The sequence below is a fragment of the Paenibacillus sp. ALE2 genome (assembly GCF_054113385.1).
Genome location: NZ_CM134213.1, coordinates 4,655,001 through 4,678,056, shown reverse-complemented (window position 1 = coordinate 4,678,056; position 23,056 = coordinate 4,655,001). Strand labels below are relative to the sequence as shown.

21 protein-coding genes (1 of these 21 running past the window's edge) are annotated in these 23,056 nt (G+C 44.2%); 17 read left to right on the top strand and 4 right to left on the bottom strand.

Features of this window, described 5'->3' with window-relative positions:
* Positions 1-48: 48 nt before the first annotated feature.
* Together ACXHJ1_RS20135 and ACXHJ1_RS20130 are read left to right on the top strand one after the other, a co-directional pair.
* A complete protein-coding gene (locus ACXHJ1_RS20135; protein ID WP_016819027.1) occupies positions 49-783 on the top strand; it encodes a thioesterase II family protein in 735 nt (244 codons plus the stop codon).
* A 16-nt stretch (positions 784-799) separates the two neighbouring features.
* Complete coding sequence (locus ACXHJ1_RS20130) at positions 800-1,645, top strand: sugar phosphate isomerase/epimerase family protein (RefSeq protein WP_044786508.1); 846 nt, start codon at positions 800-802, stop codon at positions 1,643-1,645.
* 93 nt (positions 1,646-1,738) lie between these two features.
* On the opposite strand, the gene ACXHJ1_RS20125 is transcribed toward ACXHJ1_RS20130, so the two are convergent.
* A complete protein-coding gene (locus ACXHJ1_RS20125) occupies positions 1,739-2,107 on the bottom strand; it encodes a DUF423 domain-containing protein (protein WP_017428559.1) in 369 nt (122 codons plus the stop codon).
* A gap of 277 nt (positions 2,108-2,384) precedes the next feature.
* Here ACXHJ1_RS20125 and ACXHJ1_RS20120 point away from each other — a divergent pair, with 277 nt between their 5' ends.
* The 15 genes from ACXHJ1_RS20120 to ACXHJ1_RS20050 all read left to right on the top strand — a co-directional run bounded on the left by ACXHJ1_RS20120 (position 2,385) and on the right by ACXHJ1_RS20050 (position 19,117).
* Entirely contained in the window at positions 2,385-5,372 is a 2,988-nt protein-coding gene (locus ACXHJ1_RS20120; protein WP_457905116.1) for a glycoside hydrolase family 48 protein, read from the top strand.
* Between the two features lie 136 nt (positions 5,373-5,508).
* Entirely contained in the window at positions 5,509-6,012 is a 504-nt protein-coding gene (locus ACXHJ1_RS20115) for a ferritin (RefSeq protein ID WP_013371107.1), read from the top strand.
* 285 nt (positions 6,013-6,297) lie between these two features.
* The gene (locus tag ACXHJ1_RS20110; protein WP_044786506.1) at positions 6,298-6,846 is read left to right on the top strand and encodes a GNAT family N-acetyltransferase; all 549 of its coding nucleotides are present in this window, start codon (positions 6,298-6,300) and stop codon (positions 6,844-6,846) included.
* A gap of 320 nt (positions 6,847-7,166) precedes the next feature.
* The gene (locus ACXHJ1_RS20105) at positions 7,167-9,194 is read left to right on the top strand and encodes a S9 family peptidase (RefSeq protein WP_044786504.1); all 2,028 of its coding nucleotides are present in this window, start codon (positions 7,167-7,169) and stop codon (positions 9,192-9,194) included.
* 197 nt (positions 9,195-9,391) lie between these two features.
* Positions 9,392-10,495: a hypothetical protein gene (locus ACXHJ1_RS20100; RefSeq protein WP_044786503.1), complete on the top strand. Its 1,104-nt coding sequence runs from the start codon at positions 9,392-9,394 to the stop codon at positions 10,493-10,495.
* Positions 10,496-10,672: 177 nt separating this feature from the next.
* Positions 10,673-12,262 (top strand): acyl-CoA synthetase, encoded by a 1,590-nt coding sequence (locus tag ACXHJ1_RS20095; protein ID WP_016819035.1) that lies wholly within the window; start codon positions 10,673-10,675, stop codon positions 12,260-12,262.
* A gap of 47 nt (positions 12,263-12,309) precedes the next feature.
* A complete protein-coding gene (locus ACXHJ1_RS20090; RefSeq protein WP_029514312.1) occupies positions 12,310-13,542 on the top strand; it encodes an aminopeptidase in 1,233 nt (410 codons plus the stop codon).
* 246 nt (positions 13,543-13,788) lie between these two features.
* A complete protein-coding gene (locus tag ACXHJ1_RS20085) occupies positions 13,789-14,379 on the top strand; it encodes a TetR/AcrR family transcriptional regulator (RefSeq protein WP_107735050.1) in 591 nt (196 codons plus the stop codon).
* An 18-nt stretch (positions 14,380-14,397) separates the two neighbouring features.
* Positions 14,398-15,024: an HXXEE domain-containing protein gene (locus ACXHJ1_RS20080; protein WP_107735051.1), complete on the top strand. Its 627-nt coding sequence runs from the start codon at positions 14,398-14,400 to the stop codon at positions 15,022-15,024.
* A gap of 119 nt (positions 15,025-15,143) precedes the next feature.
* Positions 15,144-15,932, top strand: coding sequence for a DUF4309 domain-containing protein (locus ACXHJ1_RS20075; protein WP_457905115.1), 789 nt, complete (start codon positions 15,144-15,146; stop codon positions 15,930-15,932).
* A gap of 144 nt (positions 15,933-16,076) precedes the next feature.
* The gene (locus ACXHJ1_RS20070; protein ID WP_025364836.1) at positions 16,077-16,604 is read left to right on the top strand and encodes a TetR/AcrR family transcriptional regulator; all 528 of its coding nucleotides are present in this window, start codon (positions 16,077-16,079) and stop codon (positions 16,602-16,604) included.
* Positions 16,605-16,811: 207 nt separating this feature from the next.
* Positions 16,812-17,402, top strand: a complete 591-nt coding sequence (locus tag ACXHJ1_RS20065; RefSeq protein WP_107735054.1) for a sulfurtransferase TusA family protein — start codon at positions 16,812-16,814, stop codon at positions 17,400-17,402.
* Complete coding sequence (locus ACXHJ1_RS20060) at positions 17,399-17,914, top strand: DsrE/DsrF/DrsH-like family protein (protein ID WP_107735055.1); 516 nt, start codon at positions 17,399-17,401, stop codon at positions 17,912-17,914. Before ACXHJ1_RS20065 ends, ACXHJ1_RS20060 begins: the two co-directional genes overlap by 4 nt.
* A 76-nt stretch (positions 17,915-17,990) precedes the next feature.
* Positions 17,991-18,257, top strand: coding sequence for a metal-sensitive transcriptional regulator (locus tag ACXHJ1_RS20055; RefSeq protein ID WP_016819043.1), 267 nt, complete (start codon positions 17,991-17,993; stop codon positions 18,255-18,257).
* A gap of 179 nt (positions 18,258-18,436) precedes the next feature.
* Positions 18,437-19,117, top strand: a complete 681-nt coding sequence (locus ACXHJ1_RS20050) for a YetF domain-containing protein (protein ID WP_457905114.1) — start codon at positions 18,437-18,439, stop codon at positions 19,115-19,117.
* 125 nt (positions 19,118-19,242) lie between these two features.
* Here ACXHJ1_RS20050 and ACXHJ1_RS20045 read toward each other — a convergent pair whose 3' ends face one another.
* The 3 genes in view from ACXHJ1_RS20045 to ACXHJ1_RS20035 are tightly spaced (at most 23 nt apart) and all read right to left on the bottom strand, a layout consistent with a single transcriptional unit that may run on beyond the window.
* A complete protein-coding gene (locus tag ACXHJ1_RS20045) occupies positions 19,243-20,349 on the bottom strand; it encodes a GerAB/ArcD/ProY family transporter (protein ID WP_340864691.1) in 1,107 nt (368 codons plus the stop codon).
* A 23-nt stretch (positions 20,350-20,372) separates the two neighbouring features.
* Complete coding sequence (locus ACXHJ1_RS20040; protein WP_045245171.1) at positions 20,373-21,578, bottom strand: Ger(x)C family spore germination protein; 1,206 nt, start codon at positions 21,576-21,578, stop codon at positions 20,373-20,375.
* Positions 21,579-21,587: 9 nt separating this feature from the next.
* Positions 21,588-23,056 carry the 3' portion of a spore germination protein gene (locus tag ACXHJ1_RS20035; protein ID WP_016819046.1) on the bottom strand. Its footprint extends 151 nt past the window's final position, so the window shows 1,469 of its 1,620 coding nt (coding positions 152-1,620); its start codon lies beyond the right edge, outside the window — the gene reads right to left on this strand; it ends in the stop codon at positions 21,588-21,590.

The following is a 23,056-nucleotide window of genomic DNA, read 5'->3' as shown; positions in this document are numbered from 1 at the left end:
GTGCTAAAATAAAAAAGTTAGAATTCCGCAACACAGGAGGTTGCAAGAATGGTACCTATCACATTATTTTTCATCCCATATGCAGGCGGATCGGCATCAGTCAGCTTCAAATGGAAAAAGCTGCTGCTTCCACAGATTAAACTTGTCCCTTTGGAATTGGCGGGCAGAGGTATTCGTTCTGGGGAACCGCTTAAGGATAGTATTGAGGAGATGAGCGAGGATCTGCTGCATCAAATCAGCCATGAGTTAGCCCCTGGTGATCCTTATGCCATATACGGTCACAGCATGGGTACGATGATTGCATTCGAGCTGTATTATAAGCTGGTGGCTGGAGGATATGGCCAGCCGGCTCATCTATTTGTTTCGGGTGGACGGGCACCGCATATCCCAAGAAATCTCCCGTGGTTACATGATCTGCCTGCAGATCAATTCAGAACGCATTTGCAGAGGTATGGTCAACTTTCGGAAGCCATTTTTGACAATCAGGAATTGTATGACTATTTTATGCCAGTATTAAGAGCAGATTTCAAAGCAGTCGAGATGTATAAGTATATGAGCAAAGCCACGCCTTTACATTGCCCTATCACCGCCTTGACAGGACTGACTGATAACACGGTGGCCCTACAAGATGCAGAGGCGTGGGCACAGCATACGGATCAGCAATTTCGTGTGTTTACCTTTGAGGGAGGACACTTCTTTATTCATGATGAAGTAGAACGAATTACAGAAATCATCAATGAGTCCTTGGAGCTGAGTACGGCGATTAGTAGAATACAAAAATAAAAAGAGGTGATTTTTAGTGACAGTAGGTGTATTGGCACATTTGTTTGGCAAGTTGCCTTATCGCGAGTTGGCTGCAAAGGTAGGTGAAGCGGGCTTTACTCATGTTCAGCTCGCTCCGTGGAGAGCGATCAGTGATGTCGATTTTAATAAACCAGGCAAGTTCAATCCTGGATTGGCATTGTCTATCGCTGAGGAATTTCGTAAGCACGGAGTATCCATATCAGTGCTCGGGTGCTATTTGCATTTTTTTGTACAGGATGAGGAATTGTTACGTGAAAATGTAGAGCGGTTCAAAGAGCTGATCCGATACGCAAGTCTGTTAGGAGCACCAATGGTTGCAGCTGAAGTCGGACGCAATGAGGATGGGACCCCTTATTCGGAGCGAGACTGGAGAGTTGTAAAAGAAGTTGTGCGAGAATTAGCAGATGAGGCGGAGAAGTGGGGCGTATTTGTAGGATTAGAGGCTGCTAACGATCATTTGGTCGGAACAGCAGCAGAGCTAGCTACCTTTCTGGAGGAAGTACCGTCTTCACACATTGGTGTTGTGATTGATCCGGGTAATTTGCTAAAAACGGAAAACCTGGCGCGACAGGATGAGATCATCCGCGAAGCTTTTCAGCTGCTAGGACCTCGGATTATCGCAGCACATGCCAAAGACCGACGTTTGTCATCATCAGGTGAGATCGAGACCGTACCGCCGGGTTTTGGTGACATGAACTATGCTCTATATATGGAACTGCTGGAGCAGTACAAGCCAGGGGTCCATATTATTATGGAAGCTGCTCAGGAGCATGAAATGGCTCAATCCAAACGCTATATCGAAGGTCATCGGATCGCGGCTCAGAAAGCACAGCAAGTGTAAACGAAATCATAGACGCGTTCATCTTCATCAATAAATCGGCCATGATACAGGAGACTTGGAAGCGCCTACTTTTCCAAGTCTCTGTTTATTTGTTTAGCCTTGTATTACCGCCACAATCACAATGACCCAGCTTGCCAAAAAAGCCAGCCCGCCAATCGGGGTGACGGCTCCAAGCTTTTTCACACCAGACACACTAAGAACATACAGACTGCCGGAAAACAGAAGAATGCCCACCAGCATAACCCAACCTGCGGTTACAATAAGAGAAGAATGGGCAAGGTTGCCTGCAAGAACTCCCAGCAGCAACAAACCCAAACCGTGAGCAATTTGATATTGAATTCCTGTCTGGAATATGCTCATCATGTCTGCGGAAAGTCTTTTTTTCAACGCATGCGCCCCGAATGCTCCCAGAGCTACAGCTAAAAACATCACAATACAGCCAAGCAACAGCAACACTTTCATGTTTTAACGCCTCCTTGTGAAATAGTACCGATTCCTATCGATTTCGTCAATTTTCCTTGTGCAACTCTAAACATATAGAATTTTTCGACTCTCATTTGGCGACTAGTGTGGTATATTCTTGCCAGGGCCAATGTGAAGCATTTGGAGCTATGGACAGCGTGTCCTCCACCTTTATAACGGGAAAGTGAGGTGATGGCGCTGTCTTTTTGTGCTGTCGTTTTTCGGAACCAAATTTTAAGTAAAGCCAATATTGATAATGGAGAGGATGAATGCAAAAGTGATCAGTAGAAAATCTGTGTTCAGAAAATCTGTCTCTATGGTCATGTCAGCCATTTTGGTACTTCCGTTAAGCTTGGGTTTATTTCAGGCCGAACCCGACCGTGCATCAGCCGCAACCCCTGAATCAACACGCTTTTTGCAAATGTATAAACAACTGAAGGACCCAGCTAGCGGTTACTTTTCTAAAGAAGGTATCCCTTATCATTCCGTTGAAACACTTATGAGTGAGGCGCCTGACTATGGACACTTAACGACCTCGGAAGCATACAGCTATTGGATGTGGCTGGAAGTTCTCTATGGTCATTATACCGGGGATTGGGGTCATTTGGAATCGGCATGGGACAACATGGAGAAATATATCATTCCTGTTAATGAGGGTGACGGTAAGGAAGAGCAGCCTACAATGAGTAACTATAATCCGAACAGCCCTGCCACTTATGCCGCAGAATATCCACAGCCGGATCAGTACCCAAGCCGTCTGAGTGGTCAGTACGGTGCTGGCAAGGACCCGCTGGACTCTGAGCTGAAGGCAACCTATGGCAACAATCAGACCTACCTGATGCATTGGTTGCTGGATGTAGACAATTGGTACGGTTTTGGCAATCTGCTGAATCCGTCACATACGACGACCTATGTGAACACCTTCCAGCGCGGGGAACAGGAATCGGTCTGGGAGGCCGTACCGCATCCATCGCAGGATAATCACAAGTTTGGCAAGCCTAATGAAGGCTTCATGAGCCTGTTCACCAAGGAAAATAATGCTCCTGCACAGCAATGGCGCTACACGAATGCCACGGATGCGGACGCACGGGCGGTTCAAGCCATGTACTGGGCAAAAGAACTCGGTTATGACAACCAGGTATATTTGGACAAAGCGAAAAAGATGGGAGACTTCTTGCGTTACGGCATGTACGATAAATACTTCCAGAAAGTAGGAAGCGCTTCCAATGGAAGTCCGATTGCTGGCACGGGCAAGGATGCCAGTCTTTATCTAATGGCATGGTATACGGCTTGGGGCGGCGGACTGGGCCAAAGCGGCAACTGGGCTTGGCGGATTGGTGCCAGCCATGCGCATCAGGGCTACCAGAATGTCGTTGCTGCATATGCATTATCCGATAAGGATAGCGGATTGATCCCAAATTCACCTACGGCAGGACAGGATTGGGCGACCTCGCTCAAGCGCCAATTGGAATTTTACACTTGGCTGCAATCTGATGAGGGGGCCATTGCAGGTGGAGCAACGAATAGCTGGGATGGTGCCTACAAGGCGTATCCATCTGGTACGAGCACTTTTTATGGCATGGCTTATACAGGGGCTCCTGTATATCAAGATCCACCGTCCAACAACTGGTTTGGCATGCAGGCTTGGCCTGTCGAGCGGATTGCGGAGCTGTACTATATTTTGGCCAAGAAAGGTGACACTTCATCTGAGCAGTTTAAAATGGCCAAACAAGTGACGGAAAACTGGATCGCTTGGTCCAAGAGCTATGTATTTGCCAACGAACGGCCTGTAACTGATGCGCAGGGTTACTATTTGGATGTACAAGGCAAGCGTATTCTGGGTGGCAAAAATCCGAAGGTAGCCACTACAGCGGCTAAAGGTGAGTTCTGGCTGCCGAGCAATCTGGAATGGAGTGGAAAGCCTGAAACCTGGAGCGGATTTGCCAATCATAAAGGAAATGCCAATCTTCATGTCGTAACCAAAAATCCAGGACAGGATGCAGGAGTGCTGGGCAGTTATGTGAAGGCGCTTACCTTCTTTGCTGCCGGAACAAAAGCTGAAAAAGGAGACTACACCGAGTTAGGCAAGGAAGCCAAAGATCTGTCCAAAGCCTTGCTTGATGCAGCATGGGGCTATAACGACGGCATAGGAATTACAACGAAGGAAGCACGTGAGGATTATTATCGTTATTTTACTAAAGAAGTATATATCCCGAGCGGATGGAGTGGTAAGACTGGGCAAGGCAACACGATCCCAGGCACAGACGCTACACCGTCTGATCCGTCCAAGGGAGGGAATGGTACGTATTCCAGCTATAGCGACATCCGCCCTAATATCACTAAAGATCCGCAATGGTCCTATCTTAAAGACAAATACACGACTTCATGGAACAAACAGACCAAAAAATGGGATAAAGGTGCGCCAGAATTTACGTATCACCGTTTCTGGTCCCAAGTAGATATGGCAACTGCTTATGCAGAGTATGACCGTCTGATTAATGGTAGTGGACCAGCCGAACCTACAGCTCCCAAAGCTCCGGCAAATGTAAAGGCGAGTGCAGGAGATGCACAAGTTACACTAACCTGGAGCAAAGCGACAGGTGCTGATAGCTACACGGTTAAGCGCTCCACAACCAGTGGTGGCCCGTATACCACGGTAGCAACGGTAACTGACGCCACTTACAAGGATACAGGGGTGGTGAATGAAACCACTTATTATTATGTAACAAGTGCAACAAATTCCTTAGGAACCAGCCCGGATTCTGCTGAGGTCAGCGCCAAGCCAACAGCAGCCCCGATTCCGGCGAAGGGAGATGTAATTGCCCAATACCGTGTGGGCGACACCAACCCGGGAGATAACCAGATTCGACCACTCTTCCGTGTCGTAAACAAGGGTAAAGAGGCTCTTGATCTGAAAAACGTAAAGCTGAGATACTACTATACTGTAGATGGCGATAAGGGGCAGGAGTTTCACTGTGATTATGCACAATTGGGCAGCGGCAATGTTCAGGGACGGTTTGTGAAACTGGATAAGGCCGTAACTGGGGCAGATTATTATTTGGAGATCTCCTTTGGAGCCGGTGCGGGAAGTCTGGCAGCAGGGGAAAACACGGGGGATATTCAGATTCGCATGAACAAGACGGATTGGAGCAACTATAACGAAAGTAACGATTTTTCCTATGATGCAACCAAGACCTCTTATACAGATTGGGACAAAACACCTTTGTATATAAACGACAAACGTGTCTGGGGTCTGGAGCCTTGATTGTGAACTAAATGTTGAGCAAGGCGGGCGGAACGTGAGTGTGTCTGAATTCACTTCCGTCCGTTTTTTTGTGATCAAATTCATGGTACACTAAGAACGTTACATCATTACATATCTGACCGAGGTGACCTAAGACATGAATGACAATTTGGCACAGGCTCTGAATGAGCAAATGAACTTCGAATTTTACTCCGCTCACGTATATCTGGCAATGGCTGCTTATTGCTCCAGTGAAAGTCTGGATGGGTTTGCAAACTTCTTCCTGGTACAAGCAGAGGAGGAACGGTTTCATGCCATGAAACTGTATAGATACATTAACGACCGTCGAGGACGCGCTACATTGGCAGCATTACCGGAGCCCAAAAATAGCTACGATTCCATGCTGGACGTATTTGAGCATGGCTACAAGCATGAGCAGCAAAACACACAAAAATTTTATCATTTGGCTGACTTGGCCCTCGATGCACGAGAGCATGCAACGATCCATTTCTTGAAATGGTTTATTGATGAGCAAGTCGAAGAGGAAGCTCTGTTCGATAGTGTTATCCAGAAGCTTAAGCGTATTGAAAGAGACAGCAATGCCTTTTATATGCTGGACAGCGAGTTTGCCAAACGCAGCTTTGTTGCCCCTGCGGAATAACACAGCGTACAGGTTGGTTTGAATGCCCCAGAGACAGGGACAGCATTCTATTGGTCTAGAAAGTAAAGGAGCCCGGCTTTCGGGCTTTTTTGCTTTTATTTGAATTGCGGACTTTCCAACCCTCAAGGGACATTGTTATTTTAAATGAAGGTATAGAAAAAATTAATTTGTCGCTGAATGGTGAGCATGCTACAGTTATGTTAACTTTTATTTCTTATTAAAAAGATAGGATTAGTTGAAAAAAATTATGCGCATTATTACAATACTATAGGGAGGCGGGGAACTATGAGCGAGATCTATCGTCTGGCACGTCAAGAGGATGCAGAAAGATTGCAGTATATAACGTATGAGGCATATGAAACAATTCGGCAGTTGGAGCTTAAATGGCCTGCCGCTCAGGCAGACGTCGCTCTCATTCAAGAAAACATTAAAAATAATGATTGCTATGTGCTGGAAGTCGATGGTGTCATCCAGGCTACCGTTAGTCATCTAAAAAATAGAGCCCTTAATTTTATAACCGATCTTCCGTTTGTGATGTGGTTTGCCGTAGATCCGGCTGCTCAGGGCAAAGGATATGGAAAAAAACTGCTGAACTGGGTAGAACAAACGATTATTCGTGATCAGGTTGGAGCTCCTGCAGTGACATTAGCCACTGCGGAAAAACATCCCTATTTATTATCTATGTACGAGCGTTGGGGATATGAACGTATCCATGCTTTTGACCATGGAACAGGAGACGGGACGATGCATTTACTGCGTAAAGTAGTGAATCCTGAATTATTCTCCACCTACATCGATGAAAAGAATGAAGCCGAGACTGCTAACCGAAATTAGACACGATCACTGGGGAAGCCTGAGTTATTCACAGCAAAAATTCCAAAATGTCGTCAGGCAGGCTGTGCTTGCAGAGGAGCTAGGCTTTAATGCGTACGGTACAGAAGAACGATAACAAATATGACCTTCTCTCAAGAAAGCAACCGAAGCAGCGGTGTTTTCGAGTCATTGTGACGGAGAGAGGGTTCTTTGAGTTTTGGACAAATTGACAGAGATACATAAAAAGAGTAACGTAATTGTATATTTAAATTCATATAAAATTAATCGGATTAATTGAATGTGAAGTTGTACAAATCTGACAATATTAAGGAGGGATTTATTTGAGCAACTCGCAATCTGGCACAACCAAACGCCGTATAACAGCTGAGGATTTATATCGATTTCACTGGGTTAGCGATCCAGCTGTTCATCCCACGAGTGGCGAAATTGCTTACGTAGAGCAGTATATTAATAAAGAACGGACAGACTACAACTCGGCTATTTGGCTGTTGCCGTTCGAAGGTAAAACTCCAATACCCTTTACATATGGACCGAAAGATGAAACACCTGTCTGGTCACCGGACGGGTCACAACTTGCTTTTCTCCGTTCGACAGACGGCAAGCGTCAGGTATGGATTATTCCAGCACGCGGGGGGGAAGCTCGACAACTTACGCACGTAGGGAACAATGTTCGTTCATTAGCCTGGTCGCCGGATGGAGCCTACATATCGTTTGTAGCTAAAACTGCTGAGAACCAGCCAACTCCTACATGCGACGCAGGAAAGCAGGAGACACAGCTTGAGGGACGAGTAGTTAATCGAACAAAAGCTAAATCCGACGGCTATGGGCTGTGGGATGATACTCGTGATCACTTGTATGTAACTGATGTGACTTCAGGGCACACGGTTCAATTGACATCCGGCGCTTATGATGTCGCGGAGCCTGTCTGGTCACCGAATGGCCAACAGATTTTATTTGTCGCTAGAATAGCGGAGCATTCCAAAGAGGATACGGATTTACGCAAGCAAAGTGATTTGTTTACGGTAGCTCCTGCGACTTCTAATAGCAATGCGACAGTACCGTTTAAGCTGACTCATTCCGAGCTTCAAATCGAGAGCGCTGCATTCTCTCCCGATGGTACATTGATTGCCTTTTACGGTCATGATCGTCATGCCAAAGGCGCTACTCAGACTCGACTGTATACGGTTCCCTCCAGTGGCGGGACGGCAGTATGCGTTAGTGAGACACTTGATGCTCACCTCGGTAATGCGGGTATGAGCGACATGCGTTCACATCTTCATGTAGGACCACCACGCTTCAGTGCGGACAGTCAATCCCTGTATACGCTGGTAACCATTGAAGGAAATGTGCACGTATATCAGTTTGCGCTTGATGGAACTTTTAAAATTTTAACCCAAGGAGAACGGGAAATTTACCAATTCGAGCTTACTTCGGATGAGCAGCATATCATTGCTGCTTCCACCAATGTCGCTTTACCAGGCGATTTGTTTCGGATTGCGATCCATTCAGGGACCGAGGAACGGCTAACACGAGTGAATGATGCTCTGCTTGATGAGATTGAGATTAGTGCACCTGAGAGCTTCTGGACGGAGGTCGAGGATGGTCGACGCGTGCAGGGATGGGTGATGAAGCCTGCTGGTTTTAAGGAGGGGGAGGCTTATCCTGCCATTTTGGAAATTCACGGCGGTCCCCATGCCATGTATTCCAATTCCTTTTTTCATGAGTTTCAGTTGCTGGCGGCTCGGGGGTATGTAGTCATCTATACGAACCCGGGAGGAAGTCGAGGGTATGGACAGTCTTTTACCAATGTTGTCCTTGGAGATTACGGCGGACGTGATTACACCGATCTACTGAGCGCCGTGGACGAGGCTATACGCAAATTCCCATTCATCGATCCAGAAAGACTGGGTGTCACGGGAGGCAGCTATGGTGGCTTTATGACAAACTGGATTGTCGGGCATACGGATCGTTTCCGCGCAGCTGTGACCCAGCGTTCCATATCTAACTGGCTGTCAATGTATGGGGTGAGTGACATAGGGTACTCGTTTACGGAAGATGAAGTTGGCGGGAATCCATGGGATGATTTTGAGCTTTTGTGGAGGCAGTCCCCGTTGGCTTATGTACAGCAAATCAATACACCGCTGCTCTTATTACATGGAGAGCAGGATCTACGTTGCCCTATTGAGCAGGGAGAGCAGCTGTTTACAGCATTGCGTCGTTTGGGAAAGCCCACCCAATTTGTCCGTTTCCCAGCTTCGAGTCACGAGCTTTCACGTAAAGGGCACCCACAGCTTCGCGTGGAACGACTGCAACGTATTACCGACTGGTTTGTCCAACACAAAATATAAGTCTCATTCGATTTGTAGTGATTATGGAAAAATGTCAGGTCCTAATCTTAGGACTTGGCATTTTTTAATGTGTCTTATATCCATTCTCTTAACCCCATTTAGTGCTGGTGCTGGGTCACGATTTACGGTTATCATATACGAAGATATTGTTCGTTCATCGCTTCTTGCTTACATTCATATTTAAAAGGAGATATACAATGGCTGAACCCTTAAAAAATATGTACACGGAGGAATTCCTTCGTCTATTCGGTGAAAGAGTACAGGCTGCATACAGTCCGTTCGACATTGACGGATTTATCCATCAAGTTATGGATAAAAAATGGGGAGAGCTGGAGCTAAAAGAACGAATACGGCGTATTTCGTTAACATTAGGGGCGTTTTTGCCCAGTAGTTATGAAGAAGCTCTTTCTATATTATTTGCCATTGATGAGTACTGTAGCGGATTTCCGTACTTGTTTTTCCCTGATTTCGTAGAGGTATATGGGCAGGGAGAAGAGCATTGGGACCTGTCCATGAATGCACTGGAGCGATTTACATTAAAATCCTCTGCGGAGTTCGCTGTGAGACCCTTCCTCCTGCGTGAACCAGAACGGATGATGCGGCAGATGATGACCTGGGCGGGACACCCCAGTGAACACGTCCGCCGTCTTGCCAGCGAAGGTTGTCGTCCACGGCTGCCTTGGGGACAGGCGCTGCCTGTCTTCAAACGTGATCCTGCTCCGGTATTGGCCGTATTGGAACTGCTGAAGGCCGATCCATCATTGTATGTACGTAAAAGTGTAGCCAACAACCTGAACGATATTGCCAAGGATCATCCCGATATTGTCATCGCAACGGCTCAACGGTGGAAGGGCGCACATCCTGATACCGACTGGATTGTGCGTCATGGCTGTCGATCCCTGATTCGCAAATCCATCCCTGAAGTGATGGCCATGTTCGGCTATGCGGATGATACGGATGGGGTGCCGCTGGTCACAGCAGCCTCTTTCACCACAGACCCTGCCGTATTAAAGATCGGGGATCACAGTGAACTGAGCTATGTGCTTCAGCTTCGAGAAGGTGAACCTTTACGAGTTCGCATCGAATATGGCATCGACTTTGTAAAGGCGAGAGGACAAGTTTCACGCAAACTGTTTTTGCTTTCTGACAAAACGGTCCCTGGAGGAACCCGTCTAACGGGTACACGAACACACCGGTTCGCAGACCTGACAACTCGTCGTCATTATGCGGGAGCGCACCGAATTGTGCTGCTCGTAAATGGGCAGGAAGCGGCTTCTACAGTGGTAGACATTGAGTTGTAGATTACAATAATAGTAAAGAAAAGAGTCTGTATTCAGGCTCTTTCTTTTTGTCGTTTGTTTTACAAATTTTATTTTTTTCCAAATAAATTAATTCTGGTATTAGAACCTGGTACTAAGACGTGTTATACTACATAAAGGAAGTTGCTCTTATCTTATGTATAAAGGGGAAGGTATAACTTGACTGATCAGCAACAATGGCTTGCGCCTGAATATTACAATATGACTTCGGAAATGGAACACCATGAGGCTGGTAAGACCGCACTCAAGTGGTTAAGTGAGACAGGGGAATACGAAGAAATCACCTACGGAGAGCTGTTGAAAAAGGCAAATCGGCTGGCTGGTGGACTTGCAAGTCTGGGATTTAACAAAGGAGATAGAGTTCTGGTCGTAGTACCACGGCGTATTATTGCATATGTCATTTATCTGGCATGCTTGAAGCTGGGGCTTGCTGTCATCCCATCTTCAGAAATGCTGCGGGCCAAGGATATTGCATATCGCCTTCGCCATTCGGAAGCGCGTGCAGTCATTGCCTGGACCGGAGTAACAGGTGAAGTAGATAAAATAAGTGATGATTTGCCTGCTTTGGCTCACCGCATTGTAGTCCCCGGGGACCACACAGCAAATGCACCTGGTTGGCTTGTGCTGGATGAGCTGATGGAAGGACAAGAAGATATTTTTGAAGCTGTGAAGACACACCGTGACGACATGGCCATTCTGGCCTATACTTCGGGTACCACAGGAAATCCTAAAGCTGTTGTACATAGCCATGGCTGGGGATATGCCCATCTGCGGATAACATCACCATGGTTGGACATTCAAGCTTCAGACATAGTATGGGCCACAGCCGCACCTGGCTGGCAAAAATGGATTTGGAGTCCGTTTTTATCGGTACTGGGAAATGGGGCGACTGGATTCGTATATAATGGTTCGTTCCGTCCGGGTCGTTATTTGCAGTTGCTGCAGCAATACGGAGTCCAAGTGTTATGTTGTACGCCAACTGAATATCGAATTATGGCAAAAATGGATGGTTTGGATCAATACGATCTATCCCTATTGCGCAGCGCAGTTTCTGCGGGGGAGCCGCTCAATCAGGAGGTTATCAACAAGTTTCAGGAGCAGTTCAACATTACGATTCGTGATGGCTACGGCCAAACCGAGAGTACGTTAATTATTGGAAATCTAAGAGACACACCTCTGCGCACAGGCTCGATGGGCAAATCCATTGCACCGGGACTTGTTGAGGTCGTAGACGAGGATGGTATTCCGCTGGCTCCAGGGCAAGTGGGCGATATTGCAGTGCGTGCTGATCTGCCGGCATTGTTTCATACGTATTATCATGATCCAGAACGCAAATTAGCTAGTGTGCATGGAGATTATTTTGTTACAGGAGACCGGGCTCGAAAGGATGAGGATGGATATTTTTGGTTTGAAGGACGCGGTGATGATATCATTATCAGTTCTGGCTATACCATTGGTCCTTTTGAAGTAGAAGAAGCGCTGATGAAGCATGATTCTGTGCAGGAATGTGCAGCGGTAGCCAGCCCGGATGAAATCCGTGGACATGTTGTGAAAGCTTTCATCGTGCTCAAAGCCGGGGTAGAAGGATCACCGGAGTTAGTAAAGGAACTGCAACATCATGTGAAAACATGGACGGCACCTTACAAATATCCACGAAAAATAGAATTTATTCAGGAACTCCCTAAAACCAGCTCAGGAAAAATACGGAGAGTGGAGCTGCGTGATTTGGAGAAGCAATCTGCACTGTAGTGATGAAGCCATTCAATATTATTAAAACGAAACAGGAGCGTGGAAAAATGAGTACATTTGAATCATTGTTGGAGCAATACGCAGAACTGGTCGTAAGAGTAGGGGTCAACATTCAGCCAGGACAGGCGTTGTTGGTAACTGCACCACTGGAAACTGTTGAGTTTACACGTCTGATTGTCAGCAAAGCCTATGAAGCAGGCGCTAAATATGTACAGGTAGAGTTTGAGGACGATTCCATTACACGCAGTCGTTTTGAACATGGTGACGAAGCCAGCTTTGATTACTATCCTGCTTGGAAAGCAGACATGATGGAGAAATTCGCCGAAGAGGGTGGAGCTACGCTAACGATTAAAGTGCCGAACCCGGATTTATATCAAGGTATTGACCCGGAACACGTTTCACGCGCAACAAAGGCGGCGGCTACGGCGAGAGAAGGCTATGCTCACTATACGCGGAATGCTAAGATTAGTTGGTGCCTGATTAAAGCGCCGACGAAGGCTTGGGCAGATAAAGTATTTGCCGATATAGCAGAAGAGGACCGAATTCGTGTCATGTGGGATACGATTTTCCAAATGAATCGTGTAGACGGCTCCGATCCAATTCAAAATTGGCAGGGACATTTAAACAATCTCGAACAGCTACAAAACAAGCTGAATCATAAAAACTATAAAAGCCTCCATTATCGTGCACCAGGAACAGATTTGAAAATTGAATTGGCCGAAAGACATATTTGGCGTGGTGGTGGCGGCGAAAACGCCCAAGGAATTTATACTGTGGCAAATATGCCGACAGAAGAAGTGTTCACAATGCCTAAGCGTACAGGTGTCAATGGCCACATCACAAGTACCATGCCACTTAATTTAAATGGGCAACTGGTAGATCGCATTACGTTTACCTTTAAGGACGGTAAGGTCACCGAATATACAGCAGAATCCGGCGAGCAGCATCTCACTCATTTGCTCGCTACAGATGAAGGGGCCTGCTATCTGGGAGAAGTTGCCCTGGTGCCGCACGATTCACCGATTTCCAATCTCAATCGCATCTTTTATAATACAGGTATCGACGAAAATGCCTCCTGTCACTTGGCCCTAGGCAGTGCGTATCCATTTAATATCGAAAATGGGACACAAATGAACCGGGAGGAGTTACTCCAGAACGGTGCCAATGTCAGCCTGACTCATGTTGACTTTATGATCGGCTCAGCCGAGCTGGATATTGATGGTGAACTGCAAGACGGAAGCACAGAGGCTGTGTTCCGCAAAGGAAATTGGGCAATTTAGTTTAGTCTTTTCTTAATCTCACTTCACTCAACCCGCAAACGATCTGATTCGTTTTGCGGGTTTTTTCATAGCCTAATTCTCATATCTTTACTTGTTTTGTGAAATGTAAAGTGCTAAGCTAAGTTCAAACAATAATTTAAACAGTGTTTTAAATATCGTTTTAATTTTTGCTTAAATTGTTGTTTTGCTTAAAGTAGTCCGTTTCATTTGTCCTTTAGGATTAAACTAAACAGGAGGAGGAAAAAGATGAGTCACCCAGACAAAAAACAACAGACCAAAGAAAAAATTCTACAGTCTACGCTGGAGTTTATCCAAAAGAAAGGTTTCGAGGCGGTTACAATCCGAAAAATTGCTGACCTGTCTGGTACTAATATTTCTCTAGTTAATTATTATTTTGGCTCCAAAGAAAATTTGCTCAGCGAAGCTATCGAAGTGATCCTAAACAGCTTTCAGCACACATTTTCTGTTTTGGACAATACAGCGATGCCCCCGCAAGATAGACTGAAACAATTTTTACTTAACTATTTACAGGTCATTCGCCAATATCCAGAGCTACTGTCACGAATTATTGTGATGGGCAGCACGCCCTTTACATCTCAACAGGAATACGGAAGATTTTTAAACATGATGGGGTTTCCAAAGGTCCAGAACACAATCAAGGAGCTAACAGGTGAGCAACAGCCAGAGCGGTTGTTAGCTATGATGCTGCAAGTATTCGGAGCCATTTTTCTGCCTGCACTGATGAGTCCGATTCTTGAATCTGGAGCAGTTGTGGAAATGCCTACAATAGAGGAACAATTAAACCTGCTGTTTGAAAGATATTTTGATCAAAAATAAATCTCAGGGGTGAATACCATGGAATTTTTGAGAAAATATTGGCAAGATGCAGGAGGCATCATTGGAGTGGCTGTATGTATTGTTTTGCTTATGAATTCAGCCATCTTATCGGATCTATCAGGCAAACTGTGGTTAAGCTTTGTGGCAATTTTGTTTCACCAATTTGAAGAATACCGCTGGCCCGGATATTTTGCGGGTTTATTTAACAATGTTTTGTTTAAAAGTGAAGCCCCGGATCATTACCCCTTGAACACTCAATCAGCGATGATCATTAATGTGGCAATTGCCTATGTATTTTATCTACTCCCCGTCTGGTTTCCCCACGTAATCTGGCTTGGACTCGCACCTGTTTTGATGGGATTTTTTCAGGTCATCTGGCACGGAATTGTTGTCAATCTCAAAGCAAAAACTGTATATAATCCCGGTTTGTGTACGGCAGTTCTCCTGCATGTCCCTGTCGGAATCTGGTATATCCATGAAATTGTAAAGCGAGACATTCCTACGGCAATAGACTGGATTGCAGGCACAATCTACTTTGTTTTTGCTATATACATTTTTATTGTGAAAGGGAATATATGGTTGAAGAAGAGTGACTCCCCTTACGCCTTTTCTAAACAACAGCTAGGCGCTTACGATCGCAGGTAGGATGTATTAGAAATTTATAACGCTATTGTTTACAAGTTGGATACAAGTAGAGGTATTCTCGAAACGAGGTGCGGTTACACTTGGTTTGTACTCAAGAACAAGGAAAGAGTGATCTCATAATGAAACCTATACATCAGTCTCGCAATCGTAAAAAGTTAGCTTGCAAGCTAGTTACTACCAGCGCTTTATTAGCAATCGGTTTTGCTGTAATGACAGGATGCGGCAATAGTGGAGAAGCAAGCTCAATTGCTCCATCTACAACAAAATCAGCCACACCATCTACCAGTAATTCAACAGATCAGAACACAGACATCAATACAAATGAGCAAGATACTCCCAATAACAAGACGAATACAGATATCAGTAAGCCTAGTGCGGATGCAGAAAATTCCAAGAAACCTGGAAAAAAGTCTGATCAAGGTTTAACCTCGACACAGCAGAAACCTGCTAGTAGTACAGCCACACCTGACAGTAAACACAGCTCCGCAGCTGCTATAATGAGCGCAGCCAAGCAGGGGACGTTGCCCAATCTGCCTAAAGGTATTGGTCTAGGAACGAGCAGCGATCTGTTGTTCGAGCTATGGGGGAAATCCGATTCTGGTTCTACAGGCCCTATGAGAAGTTACGCCAAATATCATACAGATCTCATACTGGATGGAAGTGACAAAGTTACAGAAATTACTTCTTTCGACCCACAATATAAAAAGTTGCTTATTAATCAAGTTATTAGCGAACTAGGCCAGCCCACAGAAACAATTGACACCTCTAAAGACACATCCGGCACAGCAGAAGCTAATTATACGATCAACAACACGTCAGATCTTAGTTATTATTTAGTATTTTCTTATCAAATCAAAACGCAAAAGGTCAATTATGTTCGGTTATACTTTAACACGATGACGCCATAATGGAGTGTGCCAAAGGAGTCGTTTCCATCATGATTAGGGAGGCGACTTTTTTGGTCGATTGCATTTTTAGAGTGTGACATTTATACTAATTAGTAATTGATTAATCACTACTAGGAAAATGTAACAAACAAAGGATGAGAAAATATGGCTAAAGCTACATCAACATCAATAAATCGCCAAAAGGAAATCATATCTGCTGCTATCGAAGTCTTTGCAGAGATGGGCTACTATCGAGCTACAACGGCCAAAGTTGCGGAACGGGCCAATATTTCTCAGCCCTATGTTTTCCGCTTTTTTGCTACCAAGGAAGCTTTGCTTATTGAAGCGTTGAAGGTTTCATTTGCACGCATCATAAACTCTTTTCACCAGGTCATTCATTCGGCTTCGTCTGAGCAGTTAGAGCAAGAACTGATTGCAGCCTATTCGCAAATTATGATGGACTATCGCAATGAAATCCTCTTACAAATGCAGGCGCAGACGATCCGTGAGGATGTGGTTGTAACCGTGATGCAACAGGGGCTACGTGAGATCCATACGACGGTCTATAATGCTTTCCGGCAGGCAGATATTGAACAAGCCATGGAAAAAACGATGCTTTTTCTCGCCAGAGGCATGCTATGTAATATCTCGATGTCGCTGGATCTACCAGAACTGATGAAAATAGACGATTAATTTTATGTATGCAGTAGAGTCGCGCTTTTGTGCGGCTTTTTTTGTTTGCTTTTAGTTAGTACAAGGCATAAATTCGTTAGTTTCTGAGCGAAAGGAGCTAACTAGGTTGACAAGGGAAGCGAGTCTCGTTATTCTTATACCCATAGGGGTATATGTATAAAGAAAATAGTGCTAGACTAACCCACAAAAAAAGGCGGAGGTTATAGAATGTCATCAATTAACAATATCCAAGCAGATCATATTCTTGATTGCAAAGGGCTAGCTTGTCCTATGCCTATTGTAAAAACAAAAAAGGCTATGAATGACCTCGTTCCCGGAAAGATTATGGAGGTTCAAGCGACTGACAAAGGTTCATTAGCCGATTTTCAGAGCTGGGCTAAAAACACTGGACATCAATATTTGGGCACTCTCCAAGAAGGAGATGTAATGCGACATTATTTACGCAAAGCAAATCCGGCTGAAGTGATGAAGGAGCAAATATTTTCTTCTACGATAAGCCATGAAGAGCTACAAGCAAAATGTTCTTTAAAAGAGAACTTCATTTTGCTCGATGTTCGTGAACCCGCCGAATTCGCGCTTAAACATATCCCTGGATCTAAACATATCCCTCTTGGCGAACTGGAGAACAGACTTTCTGAACTTAACTTGGAAGAAGAGATCGCAGTGATCTGCCAAGCTGGAGCACGCAGTGAAAGGGCCTGCCGCTTGTTGGCAGACAAAGGAGCTAAAAACGTCAAATCTGTGCTTTCAGGCATATCCGACTGGGCAGGAGAAACAATGGGGAGCGATTCTATATGAGTACAGCAGCAGGAACTTATGCAGAGAATCAAGAGCAAGCTCAGCCCAAAACAACGATTATATTATTCAGCGGCGAGCTGGATAAGGCACTTGCTGCATTCATTATTGCGAATGGAGCGGCGGCATATGATCATGAAGTAACTATTTTCTTTACATTTTGGGGACTAAATATATTGCGTAAGGATGAACTCATACGCTCCAATAAAGGAATGCTCGAAAAAGCCTTTGGCTGGATCATGCCTCGTGGACCGAAAAAGCTAGCACTTTCCAAAATGAATTTCGTCGGACTGGGACCACAGATGATCAGGCATGTCATGAAAAAGCACAATGCGCTTTCCTTGCCGCAGCTTATAGAGTTGGCACGAGAGCAGGGCATCAAGCTCGTTGCTTGTACCATGACAATGGATCTATTAGGACTGCAGCAAGCAGAGCTAATAGATGGTCTGGAGTATGCTGGAGTGGCCGCCTACTTGGGGGATGCTTCACAGGGGAAGGTGAATCTATTTATTTAGGGTATTCTATTTACTTTTTTGGTTTATAATATACCTATACGTGTATATGGTAAGTCAGAAAAGGAGTGCATTGCTTATGGATTACAATTACAGTGATGAACTGAAAACGCGCTTGAGAAGGATTGAGGGCCAGGTGCGTGGGGTGCTTCGTTTAATGGATGAGGGAAAGTCGTGCAAGGATGTAGTCAGCCAGCTATCAGCTGTACGCAACGCATCAGATAAAGCAATAGCCCAAATTGTAGCAGAAAATCTGCAACGTTGTATATTGGAAGAGCGAGAAGCTGGAGGAGATACAGATAAGCTGGTTAAAGAAGCAATTCAGCTACTGGTGAAAAGTAGATAATTATGTGAATACACGAAAACAAAGAATATATAATAGCCGTAATTAAAAAGTTCGCTGCCTCTAGTTGGTAGCGGGCTTTTTTAATCGGACAATTTTTGGGAATAACCCCTCTGTTTATGCTGAGATAGACAGGTGTAAATAACACATAAGGAAAACAACTTCTTCCGGGAGGTCTATTTATGGAGGTATTTGTTACGATTGGTGTCAAATTGATCATCAGCTTTTTTGGCTTGTGGATCATTACTTTTATTACAGGCCGGAAAACACTCAGTCAGTTAACACCGCTCGATTTTCTGACATCATTGGTATTAAGCGAAATTGTAGGAAATACGTTATATGACGATAAAGTGACGATCTGGCATTTTTTGTTTGCTCTAGCACTATGGTGCGCGCTGGCCTACTTTTTCGAGAAAGCGACGACCCATTTTGTGAAATTTGGATATATGGCAGAAGGTCGAACAGTGCTGCTCGTAGATAAAGGACAGGTTAATCAAAAAATGCTGGAGAAATATGATATAGAATTTACACAGCTACTCTCCATGCTACGCCAGCAAAATATTTTTTCTCTGCGTGAGGTCTGGTACGCCACTCTAGAGACGAACGGCTCATTGTCAGTCATGCGCAAACCCGAATACGAGCCACCTGCTGCTCAGGATATGGGAATCGATGCACAGCCTGACCTTTTTTCTGTTACTGTCATTGATAAGGGAAGGTTGCTAAACGAATCTATGCGTGGGAAGTCAATCGATATTGAACAGATTAAAGTAAAGGTGCGAGAGCAGGGATATGATAGTATCGACGAGATTGCCTATGCAGAGTTTAGCGAGGATGGGACACTTCACATCGTGCCGATGAAATAGAAAAAGCACAATAAAAGAGGCTGAATACTTGAATGATAGGCATACTATAGTTCTGCTCTTCTTACCGTGTATGGTGTAGCTGCTGAGATAGAGGCATAACTTCGGAGTATTGAACTACCGTATCCTTATGAAGAGGACTGTTTATTTGTCTTTTTTCTTTTTTTAATAACAATAACGGTAAATAGTAACAAAGGGAGGAAAATTTGAAAAATAGGAAACCAGGAATTAAGAACAAATTTTCGACCGATTACCATGTGATGAATATAGTTAGGCGACAAAAAAGAAAGACCATAAATAAGTGCTGCAAGGGGAAGAATCCATTTTTTAAATCCGACTCCGGTTATTTTTTCAAGTCCTATTACGGCACCATTAAAAAATAAAGACATTTTGATGATCAAGCCAAGAAAAAGAAGCAAGGTGAAAAGGGCATCCATTCGTTCGAACAGATCTGCTAATTCAATCAACTGAACTGTTTCCAAAAGAGGAAGTGTGCTATTTGCGGCGATCTTGGGTCCGAGAACAAAAATATCCAATTGATTAACAAATGTTAGAGCAAGTGCGGTCATTATATAGGCAAAGAAAACGGGTTTTGTGATATTCCGGCCTTTATGTACAAGCGGGTAAAATACAAGAAATAACACAGTTTGTCCGAATGGAAAGGAGATAAGCTCAGGAATAGCGGCTTTAAATATGGGTTTCCATCCTTCCTCTAAAACCGGAAGAGAATTTTCCAAGTGAAAGAGACCAGTTGCCGGGATTAATATACTAATTATGGCGTATCCAAGTACAAAAAAAGGGAAAAGGAACAAGCAAAATAAGAACAATGCTTTGTAGCCGTAACGAACCGTGTTGGATACGACCACGATTGTGATCAAGATGATGATCCACAAAGGGGTTTGGCGGAGCAAAGTCATTACTGTTACCTCGCCTAAATCGCGTATGTTTCGAGATGCTTCATATGTAAAATACATCACAAAAAGTAAGTTAATGATTGTACCCACATATTTCCCTGTGTAACGGCGAAACAACATGAACAAATCCAAATCAGGATCTTGATGGTGAATAGCAAGATGGAGCTTTAGCAGAAGAAGTCCTGCTAAAGCTCCTACCAACATAACTAACCAAGCATCTTGCTTTGCTTCAGCTCCCATTAAAAACAAAGTTGTACTTCCAACCTCAAACAAAGACATACAAATGATCAGCTCGGATACTCGGATTGTATTTTTACGCATTGCTTCAATTCACCTCTCCCTGCTTATTCATTTTTCAACAGTTCGTTAAAAGATTTTTCGAATAATCCCGGACGTGCAAGCTTCATTTTCACACCTATTTTTATATCCATGTTTGCGAACTCTTCAGGCCATGTCTCTTTTATTTTTTTCCAGTCTTTTGGATACTTGTGATGAATTTTATTTCCAACACCAATAAGGTCGATATTCTTTTGCTGTAAGGCTTTCCAGCCTTCCTGAATTTGTAATTTGATTATTTCCGCTGCTTGCATCTGCAATTGATGTATACTTTGCATATCTTTCATTTCTCTTTGCGAAGAGGCTGACAGAAGATCACCAGTAGCTTTAACGTCAACGTTGAGGTAATAATGATTTAAATTCTTGATTGGCGTAACCTTAACCTTGGCTTTCCGGATGAGGAAAGCGGACATAACATTTCCATCCACATAGTTTACAGTAGTGTTTTTAATCTGGTTGTTTAACCATGAAACCCCCATACTTTCCTTTTCATTTAGGAAGCCGACTCTCTTGTCTTTCTGAAAAATACTTAAGCCCGATAACTTGAGTTTATTTTTGGCGGAGGTTTCCTTGAAAACATCAACAGAATCTAGTTTCTCCGGCTCGGAACCCACAAGAGATATTTCTGGAACTCCGGCTGCACTATCGGAGCTAATTTTCGAAATAAATTCATACATGGATATTGCGGGGTAAATTGAGCCTAATTTGCTATCTCTTTCTATAATCTTTTCTAAAGCTTGACCAGGAATTTTCTCTGGTGGTACAAGCTTTCTCAAAAAATCACGAGCCTCTCCGTTGGCAATGAATACTTTTACAGTTTCTCGTGAATCAAGGTTGCGGAGGTAAATATCAATAATCTCTTCAATGCCTTGTTCTGCTGCTTTTTTTCCAATAACGAGTATATTATTTTGGGCGAAATATAGTTTACGTGGGTATTCCAGGCTACTCTTCATAACGGTCTCTCTCAATGTTTTTCCATGTGTAGAAAAGGTATGTACAGCGCTTTGCGATGCCCCGGTGGAAGAACCACCTGATCCAGTCGTCATGGCTGATGGAATTATAATTTGATAGGTATTGATCCAGTCGCCTTTATGTCCATCAATTCCAGTTGCTGTTGTGATGGCTAATTCGTTCAATTCTGTACGATCTACGCACCCTGTAAGTAATAATCCTGCAATAAACAGAACATAACTAACTCTTAATTGCCGCACCATTGATCTCTCCTATTTTTGGGTATCAGACTTGTCATTATTTTTGATTTCATCCGAACTAGCAGGGTATTGGTGAGCTGCCTGTCTTGTCTGGTTATGTCCTGTTTTTTCGCTAGGTCTGGTTTTCATAGCCCACCACGGAGCTCTGATGATAAGGTCCTTCATATTAGATTTAAAGGTGGGGCTGTAGGGCACAAAATAATCAACTCCGAATGATTTGAGAGATACAAGATGAACAAGAAGGGGGATAATTCCTATCAGAATACCGAATAAGCCCAGAGCCCCTGCCAGTAGCATAAGTGCAAAACGCAACAACCTGACTGCTGAAGCCATACCAAAATACGGGATGACAAAGTTCGATATAGCAGTGAAGGCAACAACGATAACCATTGCACCTGAGACCAGTCCGGCTTGCACCGCTGCCTGCCCGATAACCAAAGCTCCTACAATGGAAACGGCTGGTCCGATGACCCGTGGCATTCGCACACCTGCTTCACGAATCACTTCAAACATCAATTCCATCATTAAAGCTTCCAATAATGCAGGAAAAGGAGTTCCTTCCCGTTGAGCCATCAGCGTAATTAACAGCGTGGTGGGGATCATTTCCTGTTGGAAAGTCGTCAAGGCTATAAATAGAGAGGGAAGCAACAATGAGACTAGAAAAGATACCACACGAAGAGCCCTTAAAAAAGTTGAAATGTCATATCTCTGGTAGTAGTCTTCGGCCGTTTGAAAGAAATTAAAGAAGGTTACAGGTGCAATCAGAGCGAATGGTGTCCCATCAACCAGAACAGCTACTTGTCCGTCTAAAAGGCTACCTGCGACTGCATCCGGACGCTCTGAGTTTAGCATGGTGGGAAAGAGACTAAGTGGTTCATCCTGTATAAATTCTTCGATATAGCCACTTTCAAGTATGCTGTCTGTATCAATAAATTGAAGCCGTTTTGTAATTTCCTGTATTACTTCTGGATTAGCGACATTTTCAATGTAAGCTAACATGACTTTGGTTTGTGTATATCGCCCAATAATATGACTATCAAATTTAAGGTCAGGTGTCCGCAATTTTCTTCTGATCAGTGTGATGTTGGTTGAGATATCCTCCGTAAATCCTTCTTTAGGACCCCGCACTACGGTTTGAGTACTGGGTTCCTGAATAGCTCGTCTTACTCCGCCTGCGATGGAAACTACCAAAGCATAGTTGTTTCCGTCGATGACAATGACGGCATTCCCGGAGAGGATGGCTTGATATACTTCATTTTGCGAATGTATCATTTGAATATTTCCAGACGGAATTGTGTTTTTTAACAAAGAAGCTGCAGTATTTTCCTTAAACATAAAATTATCTGCGGAGCCCATCTCTGTAATCAAGCTCTCCATTAAATCGGAAAGCAAGTTTTGGTCAATCAGTCCTTCAATATAACAAACGGCGAGATGGCCAGCATGAGCAGGATTTTCGGGAAAATCACGAATAATAAAGTCAG